Origin of the sequence: Corynebacterium sp. HMSC14B06 (genome assembly GCF_001807075.1) — a bacterium.
GTDB classification, from domain to species: Bacteria; Actinomycetota; Actinomycetes; order Mycobacteriales; family Mycobacteriaceae; genus Corynebacterium; species Corynebacterium jeikeium_D.
The window spans coordinates 111,912-134,207 of sequence record NZ_KV787380.1; the positions used below are offsets into that span (position 1 = coordinate 111,912).

Annotated in this window: 19 protein-coding genes; 14 read left to right on the forward strand and 5 right to left on the reverse strand. The window is 59.6% G+C overall.

Annotation, left to right across the window (positions count from 1 at the left end; genetic code table 11):
- Window positions 1–121: 121 nt before the first annotated feature.
- Window positions 122–2,263, reverse strand: coding sequence for a glycogen debranching protein GlgX (gene glgX / locus HMPREF3130_RS06515; protein ID WP_070429578.1), 2,142 nt, complete (start codon window positions 2,261–2,263; stop codon window positions 122–124).
- A gap of 274 nt (window positions 2,264–2,537) precedes the next feature.
- Between glgX and HMPREF3130_RS06520 the strand changes: the two genes are divergently transcribed.
- The 5 genes from HMPREF3130_RS06520 (at window position 2,538) to HMPREF3130_RS06540 (ending at window position 7,861) form a co-directional block, all read left to right on the forward strand.
- Complete coding sequence (locus HMPREF3130_RS06520) at window positions 2,538–4,034, forward strand: methylmalonyl-CoA carboxytransferase subunit 5S (protein WP_042388769.1); 1,497 nt, start codon at window positions 2,538–2,540, stop codon at window positions 4,032–4,034.
- Between the two features lie 23 nt (window positions 4,035–4,057).
- Window positions 4,058–5,671, forward strand: a complete 1,614-nt coding sequence (locus tag HMPREF3130_RS06525; protein WP_070429579.1) for an acyl-CoA carboxylase subunit beta — start codon at window positions 4,058–4,060, stop codon at window positions 5,669–5,671.
- Window positions 5,671–5,976 (forward strand): hypothetical protein, encoded by a 306-nt coding sequence (locus HMPREF3130_RS06530; RefSeq protein ID WP_016422965.1) that lies wholly within the window; start codon window positions 5,671–5,673, stop codon window positions 5,974–5,976. Before HMPREF3130_RS06525 ends, HMPREF3130_RS06530 begins: the two co-directional genes overlap by 1 nt.
- 71 nt (window positions 5,977–6,047) lie before the next feature.
- Window positions 6,048–6,407: a biotin/lipoyl-containing protein gene (locus HMPREF3130_RS06535; protein WP_016422964.1), complete on the forward strand. Its 360-nt coding sequence runs from the start codon at window positions 6,048–6,050 to the stop codon at window positions 6,405–6,407.
- A gap of 89 nt (window positions 6,408–6,496) precedes the next feature.
- Window positions 6,497–7,861 carry a Na+/H+ antiporter family protein gene (locus tag HMPREF3130_RS06540; RefSeq protein WP_070429580.1) on the forward strand — a complete coding sequence of 455 codons (1,365 nt, stop codon included), beginning with the start codon at window positions 6,497–6,499 and terminating at the stop codon, window positions 7,859–7,861.
- Between the two features lie 40 nt (window positions 7,862–7,901).
- Here the strand turns inward: HMPREF3130_RS06540 and HMPREF3130_RS06545 are convergent, their stop codons facing one another.
- Window positions 7,902–8,570, reverse strand: a complete 669-nt coding sequence (locus HMPREF3130_RS06545) for a TetR family transcriptional regulator (RefSeq protein WP_224784038.1) — start codon at window positions 8,568–8,570, stop codon at window positions 7,902–7,904.
- A gap of 191 nt (window positions 8,571–8,761) precedes the next feature.
- Here HMPREF3130_RS06545 and bioB point away from each other — a divergent pair, with 191 nt between their 5' ends.
- From bioB to nadC, 6 genes are all read left to right on the forward strand, one after another.
- A complete protein-coding gene (gene bioB, locus HMPREF3130_RS06550; protein WP_016422961.1) occupies window positions 8,762–9,769 on the forward strand; it encodes a biotin synthase BioB in 1,008 nt (335 codons plus the stop codon).
- The gene (locus tag HMPREF3130_RS06555; RefSeq protein WP_048734678.1) at window positions 9,756–10,058 is read left to right on the forward strand and encodes a biotin synthase auxiliary protein BsaP; all 303 of its coding nucleotides are present in this window, start codon (window positions 9,756–9,758) and stop codon (window positions 10,056–10,058) included. Before bioB ends, HMPREF3130_RS06555 begins: the two co-directional genes overlap by 14 nt.
- A 75-nt stretch (window positions 10,059–10,133) precedes the next feature.
- Window positions 10,134–10,712 (forward strand): hypothetical protein, encoded by a 579-nt coding sequence (locus HMPREF3130_RS06560; protein ID WP_049190416.1) that lies wholly within the window; start codon window positions 10,134–10,136, stop codon window positions 10,710–10,712.
- A 346-nt stretch (window positions 10,713–11,058) separates the two neighbouring features.
- Window positions 11,059–12,081, forward strand: a complete 1,023-nt coding sequence (nadA, locus tag HMPREF3130_RS06565) for a quinolinate synthase NadA (protein WP_224433280.1) — start codon at window positions 11,059–11,061, stop codon at window positions 12,079–12,081.
- A 10-nt stretch (window positions 12,082–12,091) separates the two neighbouring features.
- Entirely contained in the window at window positions 12,092–13,651 is a 1,560-nt protein-coding gene (locus tag HMPREF3130_RS06570) for an L-aspartate oxidase (RefSeq protein WP_083276352.1), read from the forward strand.
- A 6-nt stretch (window positions 13,652–13,657) separates the two neighbouring features.
- A complete protein-coding gene (nadC, locus tag HMPREF3130_RS06575; RefSeq protein ID WP_049190033.1) occupies window positions 13,658–14,539 on the forward strand; it encodes a carboxylating nicotinate-nucleotide diphosphorylase in 882 nt (293 codons plus the stop codon).
- Between the two features lie 35 nt (window positions 14,540–14,574).
- Here the strand turns inward: nadC and HMPREF3130_RS06580 are convergent, their stop codons facing one another.
- The 3 genes from HMPREF3130_RS06580 to HMPREF3130_RS06590 are packed head-to-tail and all read right to left on the reverse strand — an operon-like array spanning window position 14,575 to window position 18,775.
- Window positions 14,575–15,150, reverse strand: coding sequence for a hypothetical protein (locus tag HMPREF3130_RS06580; protein WP_070429583.1), 576 nt, complete (start codon window positions 15,148–15,150; stop codon window positions 14,575–14,577).
- A gap of 50 nt (window positions 15,151–15,200) precedes the next feature.
- Window positions 15,201–17,027 carry a hypothetical protein gene (locus tag HMPREF3130_RS06585; RefSeq protein WP_246815122.1) on the reverse strand — a complete coding sequence of 609 codons (1,827 nt, stop codon included), beginning with the start codon at window positions 17,025–17,027 and terminating at the stop codon, window positions 15,201–15,203.
- 41 nt (window positions 17,028–17,068) lie between these two features.
- Window positions 17,069–18,775: a hypothetical protein gene (locus tag HMPREF3130_RS06590; protein ID WP_070429585.1), complete on the reverse strand. Its 1,707-nt coding sequence runs from the start codon at window positions 18,773–18,775 to the stop codon at window positions 17,069–17,071.
- A 296-nt stretch (window positions 18,776–19,071) separates the two neighbouring features.
- Between HMPREF3130_RS06590 and hisD the strand changes: the two genes are divergently transcribed.
- The 3 genes from hisD to hisB are packed head-to-tail and all read left to right on the forward strand — an operon-like array spanning window position 19,072 to window position 22,247.
- Window positions 19,072–20,421, forward strand: coding sequence for a histidinol dehydrogenase (gene hisD, locus HMPREF3130_RS06595; protein ID WP_070429586.1), 1,350 nt, complete (start codon window positions 19,072–19,074; stop codon window positions 20,419–20,421).
- The gene (locus HMPREF3130_RS06600; protein ID WP_070429587.1) at window positions 20,421–21,563 is read left to right on the forward strand and encodes a histidinol-phosphate transaminase; all 1,143 of its coding nucleotides are present in this window, start codon (window positions 20,421–20,423) and stop codon (window positions 21,561–21,563) included. Before hisD ends, HMPREF3130_RS06600 begins: the two co-directional genes overlap by 1 nt.
- Window positions 21,564–21,608: 45 nt before the next feature.
- Window positions 21,609–22,247 (forward strand): imidazoleglycerol-phosphate dehydratase HisB, encoded by a 639-nt coding sequence (hisB, locus tag HMPREF3130_RS06605; RefSeq protein WP_005510321.1) that lies wholly within the window; start codon window positions 21,609–21,611, stop codon window positions 22,245–22,247.
- Window positions 22,248–22,296 lie beyond the last annotated feature (49 nt).

The window sequence follows — 22,296 nt, forward strand, 5'->3', positions numbered from 1 at the left end:
CCCTCAATTTTTGCTACGTAACCCTGTTTTGAGTTGAACTCAGAGCCGAAAATCCTCTGTCAGTGGAAGAAAAGTCTTCCGCCGACAGGGGATTTTTGTGTAGGACCCAACGCGGACGCGGCTAGTGTCGCTCGATCAGCACGATGGTCGAACGGGCCGGCACGCGTAGCTCGCCTTCCGGCTCAACGATGCGCTCGCGAGTCGGTCGACCCGTAATCTCTGTGGTGTCGATGATGACTTCCCAGCTGTGTGCGTATTCGGTGCCCGGAATTTGGAACATGATGTCCTCGTGGTGGGCGTTGAAGCACAGGAGGAAGGAGTCATCTTCAATCCGGTGACCTCGGCGATCAGGTTCAGTGATGGCATCGCCGTTGAGCCAGACCATCAACGACTTGCCGAAGTCGAAGTTCCAGTCATCGGTAGTCATGACACGACCCTCATAGGTCAGCCAGGCAATGTCACGATCATCGGTTTCCGCACCGAGCGGGCCACCGCGCAGGAAGCGGCGGCGCCGGAAGACTGGGTGTTCTGCACGCAGTTCAGTCAGGAACTGGGTGTATTCGACCAGTTCAGAGTTAGTACGAGTCTGATTCCAGTCCACCCATGACAAACGGTTGTCCTGACAGTAGACGTTGTTGTTGCCCTTCTGGCCACGTCCCATTTCGTCGCCATGGCTAATCATCGGAGTGCCCTGGGACAGTAGGAGAGTGGTCAGGAAGTTACGATGCTGACGGGAGCGCAGAGAAAGAACGCGCTCGTCGTCGGTCGGGCCTTCCACACCGCAGTTCCACGAACGGTTGTGGGACTCGCCGTCGCGGTTGTCCTCGCCGTTGGCCATATTCTGCTTCTCGTTGTAGCTGACCAAGTCGTTGAGAGTGAAACCGTCGTGCGCGGTCACGAAGTTAATCGACGCAGTTGGGCGGCGGTCATTGTTTGCATACAGGTCCGAGGAACCGGTGATACGCGAAGCGAACTCGCCGAGCGTGGATGGCTCACCGCGCCAGAAGTCGCGGATAGTGTCGCGGTATTTACCGTTCCATTCAGTCCACTGCGGTGGGAAGTTACCGACCTGGTAGCCGCCTTCGCCGACATCCCACGGCTCTGCGATGAGCTTGACCTGGCTGACAATCGGATCCTGCTGCACCAAGTCAAAGAAGGCGGAGAGGCGATCCACATCGTGGAATTCTCGAGCCAGGGTGGAGGCCAAATCGAAGCGGAAGCCGTCGACATGCATCTCGGAGACCCAGTAGCGCAGCGAATCCATAATCAGCTGCAGGGAGTGCGGGTGGCGCACGTTCAGGGAGTTACCGGTGCCGGTGTAGTCCATGTAGTGCTGGCGGTCACCCTCGACCAAACGGTAGTAGGCCTCGTTGTCGATGCCTCGGAAGCAGATGGTTGGGCCCATGTGGTTGCCCTCGGCGGTGTGGTTGTAGACCACGTCGAGGATGACCTCAATGCCGGCATCGTGAAATGCGCGCACCATGCCCTTGAACTCGCTGACTGCTCCGCCTGGCTTTTGGGAAGCCGAGTAGTCCTGGTGTGGTGCTAGGAAACCGAAGGTGTTGTAGCCCCAGTAGTTGCGCAGCCCCTTTTCGCGCAGGTGGTCGTCCTGGAGGAACTGGTGGACCGGCATCAGTTCGATAGCCGTGACACCAAGGTCCTTGAGGTAGTCAATAATTGCCGGATGCGCGAGACCGGCATAGGTACCACGTAGCTCCTCCGGGATATCCGGGTGAGTCATGGTCATACCCTTGACGTGGGCTTCGTAAATCACGGTCTCGTTGTACGGCGTGCGAGGTGCGCGGTCAGCGCCCCAGTCGAAGAATGGGTTGATGACCACGGAGGTCATGGTGTGTCCCAGGCTGTCCTCGGTGTTGCGCTTCGAGTGGTCATGAATGTCATAGTTGAACAGTGATGGGTGACCGTCGAATTCGCCGTCGAAAGCCTTGGCGTATGGGTCGACCAGCAGCTTGTTGGGGTCGCAACGCTTACCGTTGGCCGGATCGAATGGGCCGTGTACGCGGTAGGCGTAGCGCTGGCCCGGCATGATAGACGGGATGTAGCAGTGCCAGATATGCGCATCGACTTCTTCCAACTCAATGCGTGTTTCTTCGCCTTCGGCGCTAATCAGACAAAGCTCAACCTTTTCCGCAACGTCGGAAAAGAGTGCAAAGTTGGTGCCAGCGCCGTCGTAGGTAGATCCGAGCGGGTAAGGCTCACCCGGCCATACTTGATAATCGCCGACTGTATTTGCTTGGTTCATGTGACTACCTTAACCGCTTTGTAAAAAACATGAGCCATTTTCAGTCCCGTGTGGGCGCGCAAACCGTCCTATTCGTCGAGCGCACTTCGCAGAAACGACCCCCAGACAAAAAGTCGAGTTGAACGGTTAAGCGCGTAAAGTTCGCGCGAAAATAAGTATTTAACCCTGCAAGTGGGCAATTTGACACTCTAAACGCACCTTGGTGGGCGCCGAATCCCCAATATTCGCGGTCACCAACGCGCGAAGATTCCCAAAGGCCTTTACTTTTGGAATTATGAGTCCACGAACCATTGGTGTAACGGAAGTAGCGTTCCGAGACGCTCATCAGAGCCTCATGGCAACGCGAATGGCTATGGAAGACATGGTCGATGTCTGTGAAGAAATGGACAAGGCCGGTTTTTGGAGTGTGGAGTGCTGGGGTGGCGCAACCTTCGACGCTTGCATTCGCTTCCTCAACGAAGACCCCTGGGAGCGACTGCGGACATTCCGCAAACTGATGCCGAACAGCCGCCTGCAGATGCTGCTGCGCGGTCAGAATCTCCTCGGCTACCGCCACTACGAGGACATGGTGGTTGACAAGTTCGTCGAAAAGTCCGCTGAAAACGGCATGGACGTATTCCGTGTTTTCGACGCCCTCAACGATCCACGCAATCTCGAGCACGCCATGCGCGCGGTCAAGAACGTCGACAAGCACGCGCAGGGCACGATCTGCTACACGACGTCTCCGCTTCACGACGTCGACGGGTACGTTAAGCTCGCTGGTCGTCTACTGGATATGGGGGCGGACTCCATTGCGTTGAAGGACATGGCAGCGCTGCTGAAACCCCAGCCGGCTTACGACATCATCCGTGGCATCAAGGAAACTTACGGCGAGGACACCCAGATTAACGTCCACTGTCACTCGACTACCGGTGTCACCATGGTGACTTTGATGAAGGCCATCGAAGCTGGTGCGGATGTCGTGGACACAGCAATTTCGTCGATGTCGCTGGGGCCGGGACACAACCCGACCGAGTCGCTGGTGGAAATGTTGGAGGGAACCGACTACACCACCGACCTGAACATGGATAATCTGATCACCATTCGTGACCACTTCCGCAAGGTGCGTCCGAAGTACGCAGAGTTCGAGTCGAAAACCCTGGTCAATACCGACATTTTCATGTCGCAGATTCCTGGCGGCATGTTGTCGAACATGGAAAACCAGCTCAAGGCCCAGGGCGCGGGCGACCGCGTCGAAGAGGTCATGCGTGAAGTACCGATTGTCCGAAAGGACGCCGGTTACCCGCCGCTGGTGACTCCGAGCTCGCAGATCGTCGGCACGCAAGCTGTGTTTAACGTACTGATGGGACGCTACAAGGTTATGACGGCTGAGTTCGCCGACCTCATGCTCGGCTATTACGGGCAGTGCCCGGGTGAGCGCAACCCAGAGCTGATCAAGCAGGCAGCGGAGCAGACCAAGAAGGAAGAAATCACGGTTCGTCCGGCTGATCTCCTCGAGCCAGAGTGGGACGACCTGGTCGAGCAGGCCAAGGAGCTCGACGGTTACAACGGCACCGCGGAAGACGTCCTGACCAACGCACTGTTCCCATCTGTCGCACCGGGATTCTTCACCACGCGCGGCGAAGGGCCGAAGAACGTCGGCAAGACCGCCGAGCAGCTCAAGCGCGAGGCAGAGCAGGCCTCTGGTGCCGCCAATGCCATTCGTGAGCCAATTCGCTACAAGGTCACCGTCGGCGGTCGCTCGCAGACCGTCCAGGTGGAACCCGCCTAGGAACATCGGGAGAAGAGATAGCAATGTCGCAAAGTTCAGCAAACCAGCCGACTTCGGCGGATGCCGTCGCGCCGGGCGTCGATGCCTCGATGGCGGAGCGCCTGGATTATTTGGATGCTCAGCGTCGCCGTGTTGAGGCCGGTGGCGGTGAAGCCCGGCAGGCCAAGCAGCACGAACGTGGGAAGATGACGGCCCGCGAGCGTATCGACAACTTCGTCGACGAGGGCACTTTCCGTGAAACCGGCATGTTCATGACTCACCGCACCACCGACTTCGGCATGGATACTGCCGACGCGCCTGCCGACGGTGTGGTCACCGGCACTGCTGCGGTTCTCGGCCGGGCAGTGCATGTGGCCTCCCAGGATTTCACGGTCATGGGTGGCTCCGCTGGTGAAACGCAGTCCCGCAAGGTTGCGGCCACCATGCGCGCTGCTGCCGACAACGGCACTCCGTTCGTTTTCATCAACGACTCCGGTGGCGCTCGCATTCAAGAGGGAATTGACTCTCTGTCGGGCTATGGCCAGGTCTTCTACAACAACGTGTGGCTATCCGGTCTGGTGCCGCAGATTTCCATCATTGCAGGCCCATGTGCTGGTGGCGCTGCCTACTCGCCAGCGCTGACCGACTTCATCATTCAGACTCGCAAGGCACAGATGTTCATCACCGGCCCGGGCGTTATTAAGTCTGTGACCGGCGAGGAAGTCACCTCCGAGCAGCTCGGTGGCGCTGATGCGCACATGGCCAAGGCCGGCAATATTGACTTCGTTGCCGACGATGACGAGCAGGCCATCCTGATTGCGCAGAAGCTCTTAAGCTTCCTGCCACAGAACAACACGGAAGAGCCGCCAATCGTGGATCCGGTATTCGACGCCGAGCCGGATCCAGAGCTCCGCGACATCGTCCCCGTCGATGGCAAGAAGGGCTACGACGTCCGCGAGGTCATCATCCGTATCGCCGACAATGGCGATTTCCTCGAGTGCCAGGCGGGTTTTGCCACCAACCTGGTTGTCGGCTTTGGTCGAGTTTTGGGCCGTACCGTGGGCTTTGTCGCCAACCAACCGAACGTGATGTCCGGTGTGCTGGACATCAATTCCTCGGACAAGGGCGCAAAGTTCATCCGCTTCTGCAATGCCTTTAACATCCCGCTGGTCACCCTGGTTGACGTTCCTGGCTTCATGCCGGGCGTCACCCAGGAGCATGGCGGCATCATCCGCCACGGCGCAAAGATGCTCTACGCATACTCCGCAGCGTCTGTGCCTAAGGTGACCGTCGTCATGCGTAAGGCCTACGGCGGTGCGTACCTGGCGATGTGCTCGAAGGACCTCGGCGCGGACTACGTATTCGCATGGCCGACCGCGGAAATTGCGGTGATGGGCGCAGAGGGTGCGGTCAACGTGGTCTTCCGAAAGGAAATTGCCGCCGCGGGCGACGAGGAAGAGCAGGCGCGCGTGCGCGACGAGCGTATCGCCGAATACAAGACACGCTTCTCGACGCCGTATGTCGCCGCCTCGCGCGGACTGGTCGACGACGTGATTGACCCGGCGGAAACCCGCCTGCGTGTGGCTGACGCACTGTCGGTTCTGCGTAACAAGCGGGAGGTTCGCCCGGCCAAGAAGCACGGATTGGGGCCACAGTAATGTCTGACGGCATCGGTGAGATTAAGGAGCTGCGAGCGCTCGTCGCTGAACTGACCGACCGGTTGGATGCGACCTCGACAAGCTTGCAGAAGGCCACGGCACGACTGAATCAGGCAGAGAGCGAGTTGGCTGAACTGCGCAAACGCGTGGACGCAGATATCCCCGAGGATACTGTCATCGCCATTTCGGCAGCAGTGTCTGCGTACCTGGGCAATCGCGGCAAGGTGAAGGCAATTCGATACAACCGCCATAAGACGTGGGCTGCGCAGGGACGCCAGATCCAGCAGCAGCGCAACCTGCGTTAGTTGGAAATTTTCGATACCCGACTTAATTGAGTCTGACTCATTGACTTTTGCTACGTGAGGATTGTTGAGCCATGAAATTGAAAGTGACTGTCGGCGGCATTGCCTACGATGTCGACGTTGAAGTAGTTGAGGAGCCCAAGCGTCTTTCGCCCATCGTGTTGGGTGGATCGTCGAGCGCTTCCGTTGAGCCGGCCACCGCTAGTGTCTCGGGTGTCTCCGCCAATTCGGTGGTGGCGCCACTGGCAGGTTCGGTCAGCAAGATTTTGGTCGAGGAAGGCCAGAAGATTGAGGCTGGGGAGGTGCTGCTCATTCTCGAGGCAATGAAGATGGAAACCGAGATTACGGCCCCGGCTGCAGGCACCGTCGGCTCTATTCATGTCGAAGTCGGCGACGCAGTGCAGGGCGGCCAGGGACTCGTCTCGATTGATTAGCCGCATTAGCCGGGGTGTAAAGATTTTGGGGTGAAGTCTTTCTAGCCCCGGTTGCTGGAAATACTTAAGGTTGCCTTAATATTTTCCTTATGAATGCCGTTCTTCTCGCCGTTTTGGTGATGCTAATCCTGGCGGTCTGCCGGGTGCACGTTGTGCTAGCGCTGTTTATTGGCGCCTTAGTCGGTGGTCTTTCCGCCGGTATGGGGCTCGATGCCACAATGGTTGCCTTCCAGGAAGGCCTCTCTGGTGGTGCGAAGATTGCCTTGAGCTATGCCATGCTGGGTGCCTTTGCCATGGCAGTGGCATCCTCTGGGTTGCCCAAATTGCTGGCCGATTGGCTGATTGCCAAGATCGGTACGGAGGATGAAGGCGCTAAATCTAAGGCAGAGGCATGGACCAAGTGGGGTATGGTCGCCGGCATTTTGGCCATGGCGATTATGTCGCAGAACCTCATCCCAGTTCACATTGCGTTTATCCCGCTGATTATTCCGCCGCTGTTGCCGGTATTTAACCGCCTCAACATCGACCGTCGAATGATTACCAGTGTGATGACCTTCGGTTTGGTCACCACCTACATGTGGGTTCCGGTCGGATTCGGTTCCATCTTCTTGAACGACATCCTGCTGGGGAACATCGAGAATGCTGGCCTTGATGTTTCCAATATCAACATCATGATGACGATGGGCATCCCGGCTCTCGGCATGCTGGCCGGTCTGGCCATTGCCGTATTTTTCTCCTACCGGAAGCCGCGGCATTACGAAGATCGGCCGATTGCCGAGTCCTCACATACGGAATCCCAGTCTGACGAACCGGTGTCGAAGTACCGAGTTATCGTTGCTCTCGTTGCAATCGTGGTGACCTTCGTCGTCCAGATTGTGATGAATTCTATGGGGACCGATGCCGATCCATTGCTGATTGGTGCACTCACTGGTCTGGCAATCTTCATGCTCACCGGTGCCGTGCGCTGGCGTGAGGCGGACGACGTGTTCACCGCCGGTATGAAGATGATGGCCCTGATTGGTTTCATCATGATTTCCGCACAGGGCTTCGCCTCGGTGATGTCGGAGTCCGGCCAGATCGAGCCGCTGGTGACCGCTACTGCAGAGCTGTTTGCGGGCAACAAGCCTGCCGCTGCATTCGCCATGCTGGTCGTTGGTCTGGTGGTCACGATGGGTATTGGTTCGTCCTTCTCGACGTTGCCGATTATCGCCATCATCTATGTGCCGTTGTGTCTGTCGCTGGGCTTCTCGCCGATGGCTACCGTCGCCATCATTGGTACTGCAGGTGCTCTAGGTGATGCTGGTTCGCCGGCATCGGACTCGACGCTCGGCCCGACGATGGGTCTCAATGCCGACGGGCAGCACGACCACATTCGCGATTCGGTTATTCCGACCTTCCTGCACTTCAACCTGCCGCTGCTGGCAGCTGGTTGGGTAGCAGCTCTGGTGCTCTAGCGCCGGGGCTTGACCGTGAGCGTGATTGTTTCAGCGGGGCTTACTGACCTGCAACCCCCTTAGTCTCCGCAACCCCCGCAATTCCGGCGATAAAGAGCTCGGTTCCCAGTGCAATGCGCTGGCGGCCGAGCTCTTTTGTCTGTGTAGCCGTATCTTCAGAGGAAATCTCGACCTCAGCGTCCTTACCGGCGGTGTTCTCGCCACTGGCATCACCATTGTCGGAAACGCCCTTGGCGCCATTTAGATTAAGCGCGATGGCTGTCTGCTGGTCGACTGTCGCACCGAGAATGAAGTACACGAGGACAGACGCGGTATCAGCCACTGATGGGGTGCTGATGGAGGTTTCGGATGCGTTCTCCAGGACGTCGGCAAGCAGTTGTTCGGGGCGAATCGTGGCGGTGCCCGTAGCGAGCGCGGCCGAGACGACCTCGGCGCCATCCCGATGAGCGGTGAGGCAGGAGTAGAGCAGCTCGGCGACGGCTTCGATGTCGGCACGCCAATCGCCTGTGGCGGAAAACTCTGTGCAGGGAGCCAAGATGCGGTCAGCGACGGCGCCCAGCAGTGCCTGCTTGGAAGGGTAGTGCCAGTACATTGCGCCAGCGGCGGTACCCAAGTGGCGAGTCAGGCGGCGGATCGTGAGATCGCCGAGTCCGTACTCATTGAGAATGGTGAGAGCTGCGTCGACAATGATGTCCTTGGTCAATTGCACACTGCCTACCGTAGACGAAAGAAGAATCATCTGGAAGATGTCTCAAGGCTGAAATGGGGAGCGTAAATCCGCGACACGACGGGAATTGAACCCTGTTCGACATTCTGTAGCTGCGGTATTAAGTTTGATAACTGAACAACTTCTGAAACGGTGTTCAAGTTTTATCCCCAGCCTCAAGGAGCGTCACCCCCATGACTCAACAGCAGCAGGACATTTTGGAACTCGCCCGAGAAAAGGTGCTCGGCCGCGGTGAGGGGCTGAACTATGAGGAGACCCTGGCAGTTCTGAACCTCGATGACGACAGCATCGAGGATCTGCTGGCACTGGCTCATGAGGTGCGCTTGAAGTGGTGCGGCGAAGAGGTCGAGGTTGAAGGCATTATCTCGCTGAAGACTGGCGGCTGCCCAGAGGACTGCCACTTCTGTTCGCAGTCGGGTCTGTTCGAGTCTCCGGTGCGTTCGGCATGGCTGGATATCCCGGCACTGGTGGACGCCGCCAAGCAGACCGCAAAGTCGGGTGCGACTGAGTTCTGCATCGTTGCTGCAGTAAAGGGGCCGGACGAGCGACTGCTCAGCCAGATGGAACAGGCCGTCGCCGCCATTCAGGCAGAGGTTGACATTAATGTGGCCGCCTCTATGGGCATTCTGACGCAGGAGCAGGTAGATCGCCTGGCCAAGGCTGGTATTCACCGCTACAACCACAACCTTGAGACTGCTAAGAGCTACTTCCCGCAGGTCGTGACCACCCACACTTGGGAAGAGCGCCATGACACCCTGCGCATGGTCGGCGAAGCCGGTATGGAGGTCTGCTGTGGCGGCATCCTGGGTATGGGAGAGACCCTTGAGCAGCGTGCCGAGTTCGCTCAGGACCTGGCGGAGCTCAACCCGACCGAGGTGCCGATGAACTTCCTCGACCCGCGTCCGGGCACTCCGTTCGCCGGTCGCGAGCCGATGCCAGCCAAGGACGCACTGCGTGCCATCGGTGCCTTCCGTCTGGCTCTGCCGAAGACCATCCTGCGTTTTGCTGGTGGTCGTGAGCTCACCTTGGGCGACCTGGGCGCAGAAAAGGGGCTGCTCGGCGGTATCAACGCTGTCATTGTCGGTAATTACCTGACCACGCTGGGCCGTCCGGCGGAGCAGGATCTGGACATGCTTGGCAAGGTACGACTTCCAATTAAGGCCCTCAATGCAACTGTCTAAGCCTCGGACATCTAGCCCGCGTGCGACGCGGGGTAAGAAAGTCGACTCCACGGAGCTGCTCCAGGCCATGGTGCTGGGAGACGATCCCAAGTTCGATCCTTTTACCGGCGCCGACCTCGAAGCTGGTGAAGTGCGCGAACGCTCCTATGGTGCAAAAGCTGGACTGGAGGCGCCTCGATTCTGCCAGCTCTGTGGGCGCCGGATGGTGGTGCAGGTGCGTCCGGACGGCTGGACTGCAAAGTGCTCGCGCCACGGCGAAGTGGACTCCGTTATGTTGGAGCAGCGATAAAAGGCGCTGGTTGTGCTAGTGCGCCATTCGGGCACGCTAGTACTGGATGTGCGCCGTGAGGTAAGTTAGTCAACTATGACCATGAAAAATACCCGAGTCCCGCACGTTGAAAAGCAGAGCGTGGCAATGGCCTCGGGTATTGTTCTCTTCTCCGTTGTAACGGGAACGATAGCCGGAGTGGCCTGGGCATTCCTGCGCCCCAAGCAGCAGGTGCAAATGCTCCCAGATAACCAACTGGCGATTATTCAGGAAACGGTTGACGCTGGTTTTATCGGGCTGCTCTGGTTTGTTGCTGTCACTGCCATCAGCGGCCTGGTGCTGGGAATTACTACCTTCCGAAACCGTGCCATCACGACTCCTGTGCAGATGCTCACGGCAATTGGATGGGCAGGTTTCTCCGCGTTGATGAGCGCAGCAGTGACGTACCTCGTCGGTCAGTCGGTTGCGGCATTGCTCCAGCCGGATCTGGCGGGAATGCAGCCGGGCGATAAGTTCTCGGTGATTCCAGACTTCAAAACCTATGTAGCACTGCTGGTCGCGCCACTGGTTGCCATGCTCGCACTGTGGTCCCGGGTGCTGTTCCAAACGGACTTCACGGAAGGCAACGAGAGCGCTGCAGACAATGCTACGGACGCAGATTCGGTCACTAAGTGAGACGGTGATGTTCGGCGCGGGGGCCGTCGTAAAGCACTAATTCCTACTGAACAGGGGTAGTTATTGGGAAATAGGCTTATACAAGCCTTACAATTTTGGGAAATAGGTTCGTCCTCGATGTCAGTATTCGCCCCGATTTAGGGGCTTTTTCGATATTGTGTGGCGAGCTTAGGTCTCTTGCACTTGCCCGTTTGAGTCCGCTGCGAATGCCTCCGGGGACCGTTGCCGGTAACGGTGACGGCGTTTTCTCCGGTCGTAGCCACAGCCCATTGAAGTAAGGACGTAGTTTTCCGTGAATACCAGCCTTGCGGCCAATGCTTCCAGCCTGCCGCGCCTCGAATCGGATCTGTACGAATCGGTAGTCGATAAAGATGGCCGCTACGGTGGCGTAATTGCAGATGAACGCTGGGCCCAGGAGATTAAGCGCCTCGCCCGCGAACGCAATGCCGTAATTCTTGCGCACAACTACCAGCTGCCGGAGATTCAGGATATTGCCGACTACACCGGCGACTCCCTCGGACTTTCCCGCATCGCTGCGGAAACCGATGCCGACGTCATCGTCTTCTGTGGTGTCCACTTCATGGCGGAAACCGCCAAAATTCTGAGCCCTGAGAAGACCGTCCTTATTCCGGACGAGCGCGCCGGCTGCTCCCTGGCGGACTCCATCACCGCAGATGAACTGGCCGAGTGGAAGGCAGAGAATCCCGGCGCACTGGTAGTCAGCTACGTCAACACCACGGCAGACGTAAAGGCTCTGACCGACATCTGCTGTACTTCCTCCAACGCCGTCGACGTGGTCAAGTCCATCCCGGAAGACCAGGAGATCCTGTTCAACCCGGATCAGTTCCTCGGCGCACACGTCCGCCGTGAGACCGGCCGCGACAACATCAAGGTATGGGCTGGTGAGTGCCACGTCCACGCCAACATCAACGGTGAGGAACTCGCGCACCGCGCGGAAGAGAACGCCGATTCGCAGCTGTTCATTCACCCGGAGTGCGGTTGCGCGAACTCTGCGATTTACCTCGCAGGTGAAGGCACCATCGAGCCCGAGCGCGTGCAGATGCTCTCCACCGGCGAGATGCTGACCGAGGCGCAGAAGCTGAAGGAGAACAAGCCCAACGGCAAGGTGCTCGTGGCCACTGAGGTGGGCATGCTCCACCAGCTGCGCAAGGCCGCACCGGATGTCGACTTTGAGCCGGTCAACGACCGCGCTTCCTGCTCGTACATGAAGCTCATCACTCCGGCGGCTCTGCTGCGCTGCCTCGTTGAGGGCACTGATGAAGTCGATGTCGAGCCGGATGTCGCCGACAAGGCGCGCGCTTCGGTCGAGCGCATGATCGCCATCGGTAACCCAGGCGGAGGCGAGTAACACGTTTGGTCTGCGCCCATCATTCGACAGTTGGACACTGACGTGTGACTTCCTCGTCATCGGCGGGGGAGTCGCAGGGCTCAGTGCTGCGCGTCGGGCTCTTGAGCTCGGCCTCGACGTGCTGGTTATCGACAGCGTCGAGTGGCGCGTCGGTGCCCGCAAACAGCTGCGTTTCGCCGATGCTGCCACGAATCTCGCCCAGGGCGGGCTCGCGGTCGTCGGGCTTGACGACGACCCCAGCGGCCATGTGGCCAACGGGTTCGACGACACCACTGATTCCCATATCGCGGATACTCTCGATGCCGGTGCCGGACACGGCGATGAAGAGGCTGTGGCTTCCATCATCCGCGCCGGCGCTGCGGCGACCGAGTGGCTAATCGGGCTAGGCGCTACATTCGACCCGGCACCGGATAACCCGGCCGTTTATTCCCGCACTAAAGAGGGCGGACACCACGCGCGGCGCATCATTCATGCCGGCGGTGACGCCACTGGTGCTGAAATCGAGCGCGCCCTAGAAGCCTCAGTTACCGGCGTGCGAGTACTGCAAAACGCCACAGCGCGCCAGCTCATCGTTGGCAAAGACGGCCGCGTGCTGGGGGCGCTGGTAGCGGATCCCCGTGGCGGTGGCGCTATTCGCGCAGGCGCCACTCTGCTGGCTACCGGCGGCGTGGGCCATATTTACCGCGCGACCACGGCCCCCTCGGGTGCCCGCGGTGAGGCTATCGGCATGGCCTCCGATGCTGGCGCGGAGATTCGGGACATGGAGTTTATCCAGTTCCACCCGACGGTGCTCTATGACGAGCGCTCGGCATCAGATGGCACCGGCCGACGCCATCTCATCAGCGAGGCGGTCCGTGGTGAAGGAGCCATTCTCGTCGACTCCCGGGGCAACAGTGTGACCGCCGGCGTTGACCCTCGCGGGGACCTGGCTCCGCGCGATATCGTCTCGCGCGCCATCGCGACCCGCATGCGCCAGCTCGGCGAGGACCACGTCTTCCTCGACGCACGTCACATCGACAACTTCGCCGCCCGCTTTCCGACGATCACAGCGGGCCTAACCGCAGCGGAGATTGATCCGACCAAGGACCTCATTCCCGTGGCCCCGGCGGTCCACTACACCTGTGGTGGTATTGCCGTCGACCCATTCGGTGCAACTAGCGTGCTGGGTCTCTTTGCGGCCGGCGAATGCTCCGCAACAGGGCTCCACGGTGCCAACAGGTTGGCCTCCAATTCGTTGCTGGAGGGACTGGTCGTCGGCAAGCGGGTGGCCGAAAAAGTCGCTGAAACACACGCTGTGCCGGTCGGGGACGAGGAATTCGCAGCGGCCGTTGAAAGCCTGCCGCAGCCACGGCCAGAACTGGAACCACGGCAGCTTTTCCGGTTGCAGACGGCGATGCAGGAAGGCGCTGGTGTAAGGCGCAATGAGCAGAGTTTGCGGCAGGCGTTGGCGGTTATCGATCGGCTCCCGCAATCGGTTCAGGTCGTAGCCGCAAGGAAAGTCGTCGAAGCGGCATTGGTACGACCATATACTTTGGGGTGCCACACTTGGTTTGAAAAGGACGGGGATTAGCTAACCATGACTCTTGAGAAGGACACTCTGCGCGGGGTGCTGAACGAAAACATCACCCGTGGCCTCATTCGGACGGCACTACAGGAAGACATGAGCTTCGGGCCGGATGTGACCTCGCTGTCGACAGTCTCGGCATCTGCGCAGGCACGCGCCCGCCTGGTGGCCCGGCAAGAGGGCGTTATCGCGGCTATTGATGCGGTGGAGTGGACGCTGCAGGAGGTCATCTCGGGTGAGTTCACCGTCGAAAAGCACGTTGAAGATGGCACCCTGGTGCGTCCTGGCACAGTGCTGGCAACGATTTCTGCACCGACTCGGGGGTTGCTGACTGCTGAGCGGACAATGCTGAATATCCTCACGCACGCCAGTGGTGTAGCTACTGCGACGCGCCAGTGGGCTGACGCGATTGTCGGCACCGGTGCGCGGGTGCGCGATTCCCGAAAGACGCTGCCGGGGCTGCGCAACCTGGAAAAGTATGCTGTGACCTGCGGCGGCGGAATTAACCACCGCTACGCTTTGGGCGATGAAGCACTGATTAAGGACAATCACGTGGTGGCTGTCGGTTCCGTGTCCGGTGCGTTGAAGAGGGTGCGGGATCAGTACCCGGAGCTGCCGTGTGAGGTGGAAGTCGATACCCTCGCACAGCTCGATGAAATCCTGCCGATGAAGCCGGACATCGTCATGCTGGACAACTTCGAGGTCTGGGAGACCCAGATTGCGGTGCAGCGCCGCTCGCAGATTTCTCCGGCCACGCAGCTTGAGTCCTCTGGTGGACTGACCATCGATGTGGCTCGTGAGTACGCGTCCTGTGGTGTCGATTACCTGGCTGTGGGCGCGCTAACCCACTCGGCCAAGGTGTTCGATGTCGGACTCGACTTCGACGAGCAGTAGCTGAATCAGCCCCCGGTATCGCTTCGCAGCTTCGCCTACAGGCGACGGGCGATTTCTGCGCCAATCTCGCTTAGTGCCGACCCCCAGCGCTCTCGCGATTGCTCATCACAGGTTTCCTGTGCGCGGTAAAGCGCCTTCTCCGCAGCAGCGACATCACCCAAATACAGGTGGCACTGTGCAATTTGTGCAAGCAGAGGCACGGCCTGGATATTGAGCTTGTCGGACTGGAAAAGTCCCGCCGCCAACTCCAGGTGATCAATGGCGCGCCCCTGATGTCCTCGACGAATCTCTGCCTGGCCGTTCAAGGTGTGCCACATCGCCCAGCGCAGGTGGCGCGGAGGGGTGTCCGCAGTCGGCTCGAAGCCGTCTTTCTCCAGGTTATCCAGCAAATCCAACCAGTCCGCGGCCTTGTCCATCAGCTTTGGTGCAGAGCCACGGATGGGGCGCCCCAGACTGTCGGTCTGCGGAGCATCCGCCTCGTCGCCGAGCTCCTCGAACCCCTGCATCAGAGTTAGGGCTGCTTCCCAGAGGTTGTTTTCCTCAGCCAATGCCGTGGCGGCGTCGAAAAGCTGCTGCGGGCTAGAAGTCGCGGAATCACCAGAAGTAGTCATGACCTAACACTCTACTTTGTGCCACCGCCAGCACTGAAGTGGGCGGGGCGCTAGTATTCGTCGTCAAGCGACTGAATGATGATGACGTCAAGGGCATCGAGAACAGGATGGCCTTCCCACACGTCGCGGGGCAGAAGCTCTTCGACGCGCCGGGCGTAGGCGGCGGCACCGTCGGAATCACCCGCGTCGAGACGGTATCGAACCCCCGCCAGCAGCGCGCGGGCGGCTTCCTCGCCATCGCCGGACTGCAGGTAGCCCTTCGCGGCGGCTTCCACATGGTTGATGGCCAAAGTGTCGCGGCCAGCGGAGTAGAAGACGTAGGCGGCATCGTCGTGCCAGTCGGCGAGTGACCAGTCGTCGGAGATGAGCTTCTGAGAACGCAGCAGAAGGTCCTCAGCCTCGTTGAGCGTGTGGTCAATGACGGCGGAAGCGTCCTCGGAGACGATCTCGGCGGTGAATTCGGAGCCCTCTTCGGAAATGACCAGGTCAATGACACGAATGATGGAACGTGCAGCCTGGCGGTAGGCCTTGGCAGCGCCCTTGGTATCGCCGTTGCGTTCAAGGTGCTCGCCGTGTTCGATGAGCAGCTTTGCCGCCTGGCGGGGATTATTGCCGAGCCCCGCGGCTGCGGAGGCAATAGAAAAAGCCGCGTCGGTGCGTTCTTCATCGGCGGTAAATGCTGACCAGTGCGCAACTGGTTCGGCAAAGCGCAGCGCCTCGTCAACCTCGTCGGCGTCGAGGAGACTGCGGGCCAGAACGAGCTGGATATCCATGGTGATGGGGTTGACCGGAATGCCTTCGGCGCTGGCGAGCGCGCGGCGGGCAATTGCGGCGGATTCCGCGAAATCGCCGTGGGCGTTGAGAAGCGCACAGAGCAGACGCACGCTGCGAAGCACCGCGACCGTGAGTCCTGCATCGAGACCAGCCTGCACGATTGGGCGTAGCTGGCGGATTGCCTCCGCTTCCTCACCAGCTTCCAGAGAGAGGAAAGCCAGGAATTGGCGAGCTTCAATCGTCGTGGTGACGGGTTCCGACTGAGGGGCTGCCGCGACGCTGGCTGCGATGCGGGCGGCCCTGCGCAGCTCACCACGGCTGTGCGCGAGCTGCGCCTCCAATAGCTTGCGGTCATCAAAACTGCTTCGCTTTGGTGCCCAGCGTGCGGACCATTCAGAGAGTTGACCGGCGATTTCCGCCCGGCGCGCCAGCGATGCTGCGGCACCAGCAACAGCCGCGCTGACCAGGTAGTAATAGGCCTCCCCGGGCTGTGGTGTGGTGGCGACGATGTCCTTAGTAAGACTGATCAGCTCTGGGATTTCGGAGTCCTCGGGGCGCCGGCCGGTGATGGCATCACCTGGGTTGGCGTCGATGAAGGCCTCTGCCTCGGCGAATGCTCCGTAGGAGCGTGCGTGCAAGATCGCGGGGCGGATGTTGGCCTCAGTTGCCCAGCGCAGCCACTCGGCGCGTGCAGCAGCGGCTTCTTCTACTAATTCCAGTTGGTCGGCGACTGCGTGCCTGAGTGCGTGGAATTCGCCAACGACATCGGGGGAGTTGGTAGGCGCGTCGGCCAACCAGTGCGTGTGGGCGAATTTGGTGACAGCGCGCCAACTGGTGACGTGGTCGAGCGTGGCACCGGCCTTGCGGGAATTAACCAGCAACTCCGGGAGAGAGTCCGGTAATGCCTTTAGCGGATTGGGCAGGGGAGGAAAGTCCAGGGGTTCGGACGAGTTCTCCGTTGCTGATGCGTTTTCTGAATTCCCTGACGCGTAGTCGGCAGCGATGCCGGCATCCCAATCGCCAACTTGAATTTCAGACTCAGAGTTTTCTTCTTCCCACCAGACCATTGGACTATCTTCGCCCGTGGCATCGGGAAGATGCAAAAACTGCCTTGTTTTTCAGACCTGTGCAGTCGGGTGCGCTGTTAATCCGGGTTTGAAAAGCTACGCATTAGTCCACGAACTTCATCGCGCACTGGGTGATCCGGGCCGACTAGGTCGCCGATGCGAACCGCGAACCGGCGGGCGCGATCCTCATTGTTATCACTAGCAGCAGCACGCACCGCGATAGTCAGTGTGCGGGCGGCGTCGGCAGGGGCGTGGGCTTCTAAGAAAAGCTCGGCAGCTTCGTCGGCGTACTTGTACACGCCGTCGTTGTCCCACACAGACCAGCACAGCAGTGCCTGCGCTTCGTGCCACTTGGCCGATTCCCAGGATCCAACCACGTAGCCGCGTGAGCGTTCCATCAGGTGGTCGGTCAGCTCACTTGTGGCGCCCACGTTACTGAGCGATAGTGCGGCATCCATCAGAGTTTCCGCAGGCGAAATCGGGGACGAGTATCCGGCACGAATATCGGCCAGTGCGTCGAAGAGCACTGCAGCATGCTCAGTATTTCCCTCTTGGACTGCCGATTCCGCCGCAATGGCACAGGAAAAATCAGTACGTGCGGAATCCTGGGTAGGCTCAGACCACTTTGCAACCGACTCCGCTTCCTGGCCGGCATGACGGAAATCTCCGAGTTCGTACAGTGCCGTTGCCTTCAGCAGCGCGATTTCCATGGTGACTTCACAGTTGGGGTAGTCTGCCGACACATCCTGGGCGCGCTGAGTCAGCTTCAGCATCTCCGCGGCATCGGGCTTGTTATGTGCCACCTCGAAGTTGATGTCTGCCATCTCACGAACCGCGAGAATATAGTCAGTGTCAAGTCTGTGCTGGTCCGCGACTGCCACATTGTTCGACAGCATTCGGAACGCGGTATCGCTATTACCGGTCTCTATCGAGTACCGTGCCAAATTCTGCCTCAGCTCAAGGCCCGCGATTACGGAGCGGTTACCGATTGCATTGAGCTGTGAGGCGCAAAGTCGCGCTGCGTCGACGACTTTCCCGGCTCGGTGCAGCAGTGATGCCTCCGTCAGAGTCTTTGCCAGCGCAATCGACTCAAACTTATCCTCATTCGGCAGCGCACGAATCATCTCGTGCAGCTCCCGTGCCAAGTCCTCGCGGTTGACCTTTCGCAGGGCGCTTGCAATCCGAATCAGCGCGTCAGTCAGTGCCGCCCGCTTCTTCCACTGGCGTGGGCTAAACGGCTCCTCCGCTTCTTCGCTTGCCGACGATTCCTGCGGCCGCGGCCCATCCGCATCCGTGGTCACCGCGCTGTGACTGCTGGTTGGGGCATCCAGATCGTCGGCAAGCACGAGTGCCCGGTACGAGGTAATCTCCCTGCTCATGCGTGCGATGAGTGGGATTTCGGTCTCTGCGGCAGCAGAGGTGGGGCCATCGGCGATAAAGGTGGTGTAGCGGCGGGCTTCATCCGCCGCTAGCCGTGCCCGGGCGCGCCAGTACTCCGGGACGTTGTCGTTATCGGATGCCCATACCATCCAGTTCAGGGCGGCATCGTGCGCAGCCGTCATCATGCCGAGCGATTCGGTGACCTCGCGGACTATGCGGTAAAACGCGCCGACGTGTTCGGTAACGCCGTGGGCTTCCGGGTCAGAAAAGAGCTGTGGGTTGTAGAAATGATGCGCGAAAACTGATTCCAGTTGGCGCGTGGCCAGGGAATTGTCGGCTGCGGTCGCGTCTGCATAGGCTGCGACGAGCTCCGGCAAATCCGGGCTGTTTCCTTCCTGGTTCAACAGCTGACCTTTCTACGACTGGTTACTACTTTCCTTAACACTGTAATGGGTCACTGTGGCGGAGCTAACTTGCGCCACAGTATGAGGGGTTAAATGGGGCAATCGGTATGAACCTAACGTGAGAAAGATATGCTTAGTTCATACTCAAGGGTGCCTTTAAGGGCGAATAGTAGCGAAAACCGTGGATAAAGTCTTTGGCTTTGACCCAGATTTTCAATACTTTGTTGTCATTTCTTTGTCACTCTGAAGTGCTCACGTATGAATCCATCGTGCGAATAGGCGGTTACTAATTAATTATGTTGTCCACTATTGATCTTCGCGGTCAGACTCCCACCACCGCCACTCTGCGTCGAGTGTTGCCGCGTGGTGCGGCAGACGTTGATTCGATGATTCCCACGGTCAAGCCCGTTGTCGATGACGTGGCAGCCCGTGGTGTGGAAGCGGCGATGGAATACTCCGAGAAGTTCGACCGTATTCGTCCGGCATCCATGCGCGTTCCAGCGGAGGTTATCGATGCCGCGGAAGCTGCGCTGGAAGACGATGTCCGCTCTGCTCTGCAGGAGTCCATCGGGCGTGTGCGCGCGTTCCACGCTGCTCAGAAGCCGAATGATAAGACTGTTGAAATTCTGCCCGGCGGCATTGTCCGCGAGAAGTGGATTCCGGTTTCGCGCGTCGGTCTTTACGTCCCCGGGGGCAACGCCGTCTACCCGTCGTCCGTATTGATGAACGTCATCCCAGCTCAGGAAGCGGGTGTGGAGTCCCTCGTCGTCGCCTCTCCGCCGCAGGCCGACAACGACGGCTGGCCGCACCCGACCATTCTGGCCGCCTGCAAGCTGCTTGGCGTGACCGAGGTGTGGGCCGTCGGTGGTGCACAGGCTGTCGCACTGCTCGCATACGGCGATGAAAACGAGAGCCTCGAGCCGGTCGACATGGTCACCGGTCCGGGCAACATCTTCGTTACCGCCGCCAAACGCCTGTGCCGCTCGGTCGTCGGTATCGACGCCGAAGCTGGCCCGACCGAAATTGCCATTCTCGCAGATAACACCGCTGATCCTGTCTCCGTCGCCTACGACCTGATTTCCCAGGCTGAGCACGACGTCATGGCCGCCAGCGTGCTTATCACCGACGACGCCGATTTCGCCGCCACCGTCGACCGAGAGGTCGAAAACCGGTACGAGGTCACCATGAACGCCGACCGCGTTCGTGAGGCGCTGACCGGCGATCAGTCTGGCATCGTGCTTGTCGACGACATGAATATTGGCATCCAGGTTGCAGATGCTTACGCCACTGAGCACCTGGAGATCCACACCGAAAACGCGCAGGCCGATGCCGAACGCATTACCAATGCCGGTGCAATCTTCATCGGTCGCTTCTCGCCGGTGCCGCTGGGCGATTACTCGGCTGGCTCTAACCATGTGTTGCCGACCTCCGGCACCGCCCGCCACGCCTCGGGCCTGTCAACGCACACCTTCCTGAAGTCGGTCCACATGATTGACTACAACGAGGCCGCGTTGAAGGAAGTTGCCGACAGCGTAGTAGTCCTGGCCAACGAAGAACGACTGCCAGCGCACGGCGAGGCCATCCGTGCCCGCTTTGAGACGCTTCTCGGCTCTGAGAGCAATGGCGCAGAAAAGGGGAACAACTAATGAGCAACCAGCCTGAGAATCAGCCACAGCCGTCAGTAGCCAAGTTGGCGCTGGCAGATTTGCCACTGCGCGACGAACTGCGCGGCGAGGAAGCCTACGGTGCCCCGCAGCTCGACGTCGATGTTCGCCTGAACACCAACGAAAACCCGTACCCGCCATCCGATGACCTCATCGCCGACCTGGTGGCGCAACTGGAGAAGGTCGCCTCTGACCTCAACCGCTACCCGGACCGTGACGCAGTAGCACTGCGCAGCGCACTCGCCGACTATGTCACCCGCCAGACCGGCGTGGACATCACCGTCGACCAGGTATGGGCCGCCAACGGCTCCAATGAGATTCTCCAGCAGCTGCTGCAGGCATTTGGCGGGCCGGGGCGCAGCGCAATGGGCTTTGTGCCCAGCTACTCGATGCACCCGATCCTCTCGTCCGGCACGCAGACGGAGTTCATCGGCATCGACCGCGACCCGGAGACCTTCGACATCGACATGGATAGTGCGCTCGCGGCCATTGCCGAGCACCGTCCTGACGTCATCTTCATCACGACTCCGAACAACCCGACTGGCAACCTGACCACGCTCGCTGACCTGCGCCGCATTATTGAAGCCGCGCCGGGCATCGTCATTGTCGATGAGGCCTACGCCGAGTTCACTGAGGAGCCGTCGGCGACAACGCTGCTGGCTGAGTTCCCGTCGAAGCTGGTTGTCTCCCGCACGATGAGCAAGGCTTTCGACTTCGCCGGAGGCCGCCTCGGCTACTTCGTTGCTAACCCAGCATTTATTGATGCTGTGATGCTCGTACGTCTGCCATACCACCTGTCGACGTTGACGCAGGCCGCAGCCACGGTTGCACTCCGCCACTCGGATGCGACGCTGTCGACCGTCGCAAAGCTTGCCGACGAGCGTGACCGCGTCGTAGCCGCCCTGAACAGCTATGGCTACGACGTGATTGACTCGTACTCCAACTTCGTCTTCTTCGGGCGCTTCGCCGATGCCGCGACGGCATGGCAGAGCTTCTTGGATGAGGGAGTACTCATCCGCGATGTTGGCGTGCCCGGTCGTCTCCGTGCCACTATTGGTCTGCCCAGCGAAAATGATGCGCTGCTGGCGGCGGCCAAGAAATTGGCAGCGACCGCGCTGGCTTAAGCGAAATGCTGCCGGTACATCCCACTACAAGGAGAGATCTGACTTATGCACTTCAGTGATAAGGACCATCTGGAGGCAGAGCGCACTGAGCGCGTTGGCCGTGTCGAGCGCGCCACCCGCGAATCGAGCATCGTCTGCTCGGTGAATCTCGATGGCACCGGCAAGACCGATATTTCGACCGGTCTGCCGTTCTTCGACCACATGTTGACCGCTTTCGGCTCCCACGGCAGCTTCGACCTGACTGTGCACGCCAACGGCGACACCGAGGTCGATGCACACCACACGGTGGAGGATACCGGCATTGTGATGGGGCAGGCCTTCGCCCAGGCGTTGGGGGACAAGTCTGGTATTCGTCGCTTTGGTGACTGCTATATCCCGATGGATGAAACGCTGGCACACGCAGTGGTTGATGTGTCTGGTCGCCCGTACTTCGTTGGCACTGGCGAACCAGAGCAGATGTTGACTGCCGTCATTGGTGGTCACTACGCAACGGTTATCAACGAGCATTTCTTTGAGTCCTTCGCCCTAAATGCCCGTATTGCGCTGCATGTTCGCTGTCTCTACGGGCGCGATCCGCACCACATCACCGAGGCTGAGTACAAGGCTGTGGCCCGTGCCCTGCGTGCTGCCGTCGAGGACGACCCGCGCGTCCACGGTGTGCCGTCGACCAAGGGCACTCTGTAGGTCGCAGCTGAAGTAGACGGCCACTGTAGGAAACCGGAAAATCCGCCTT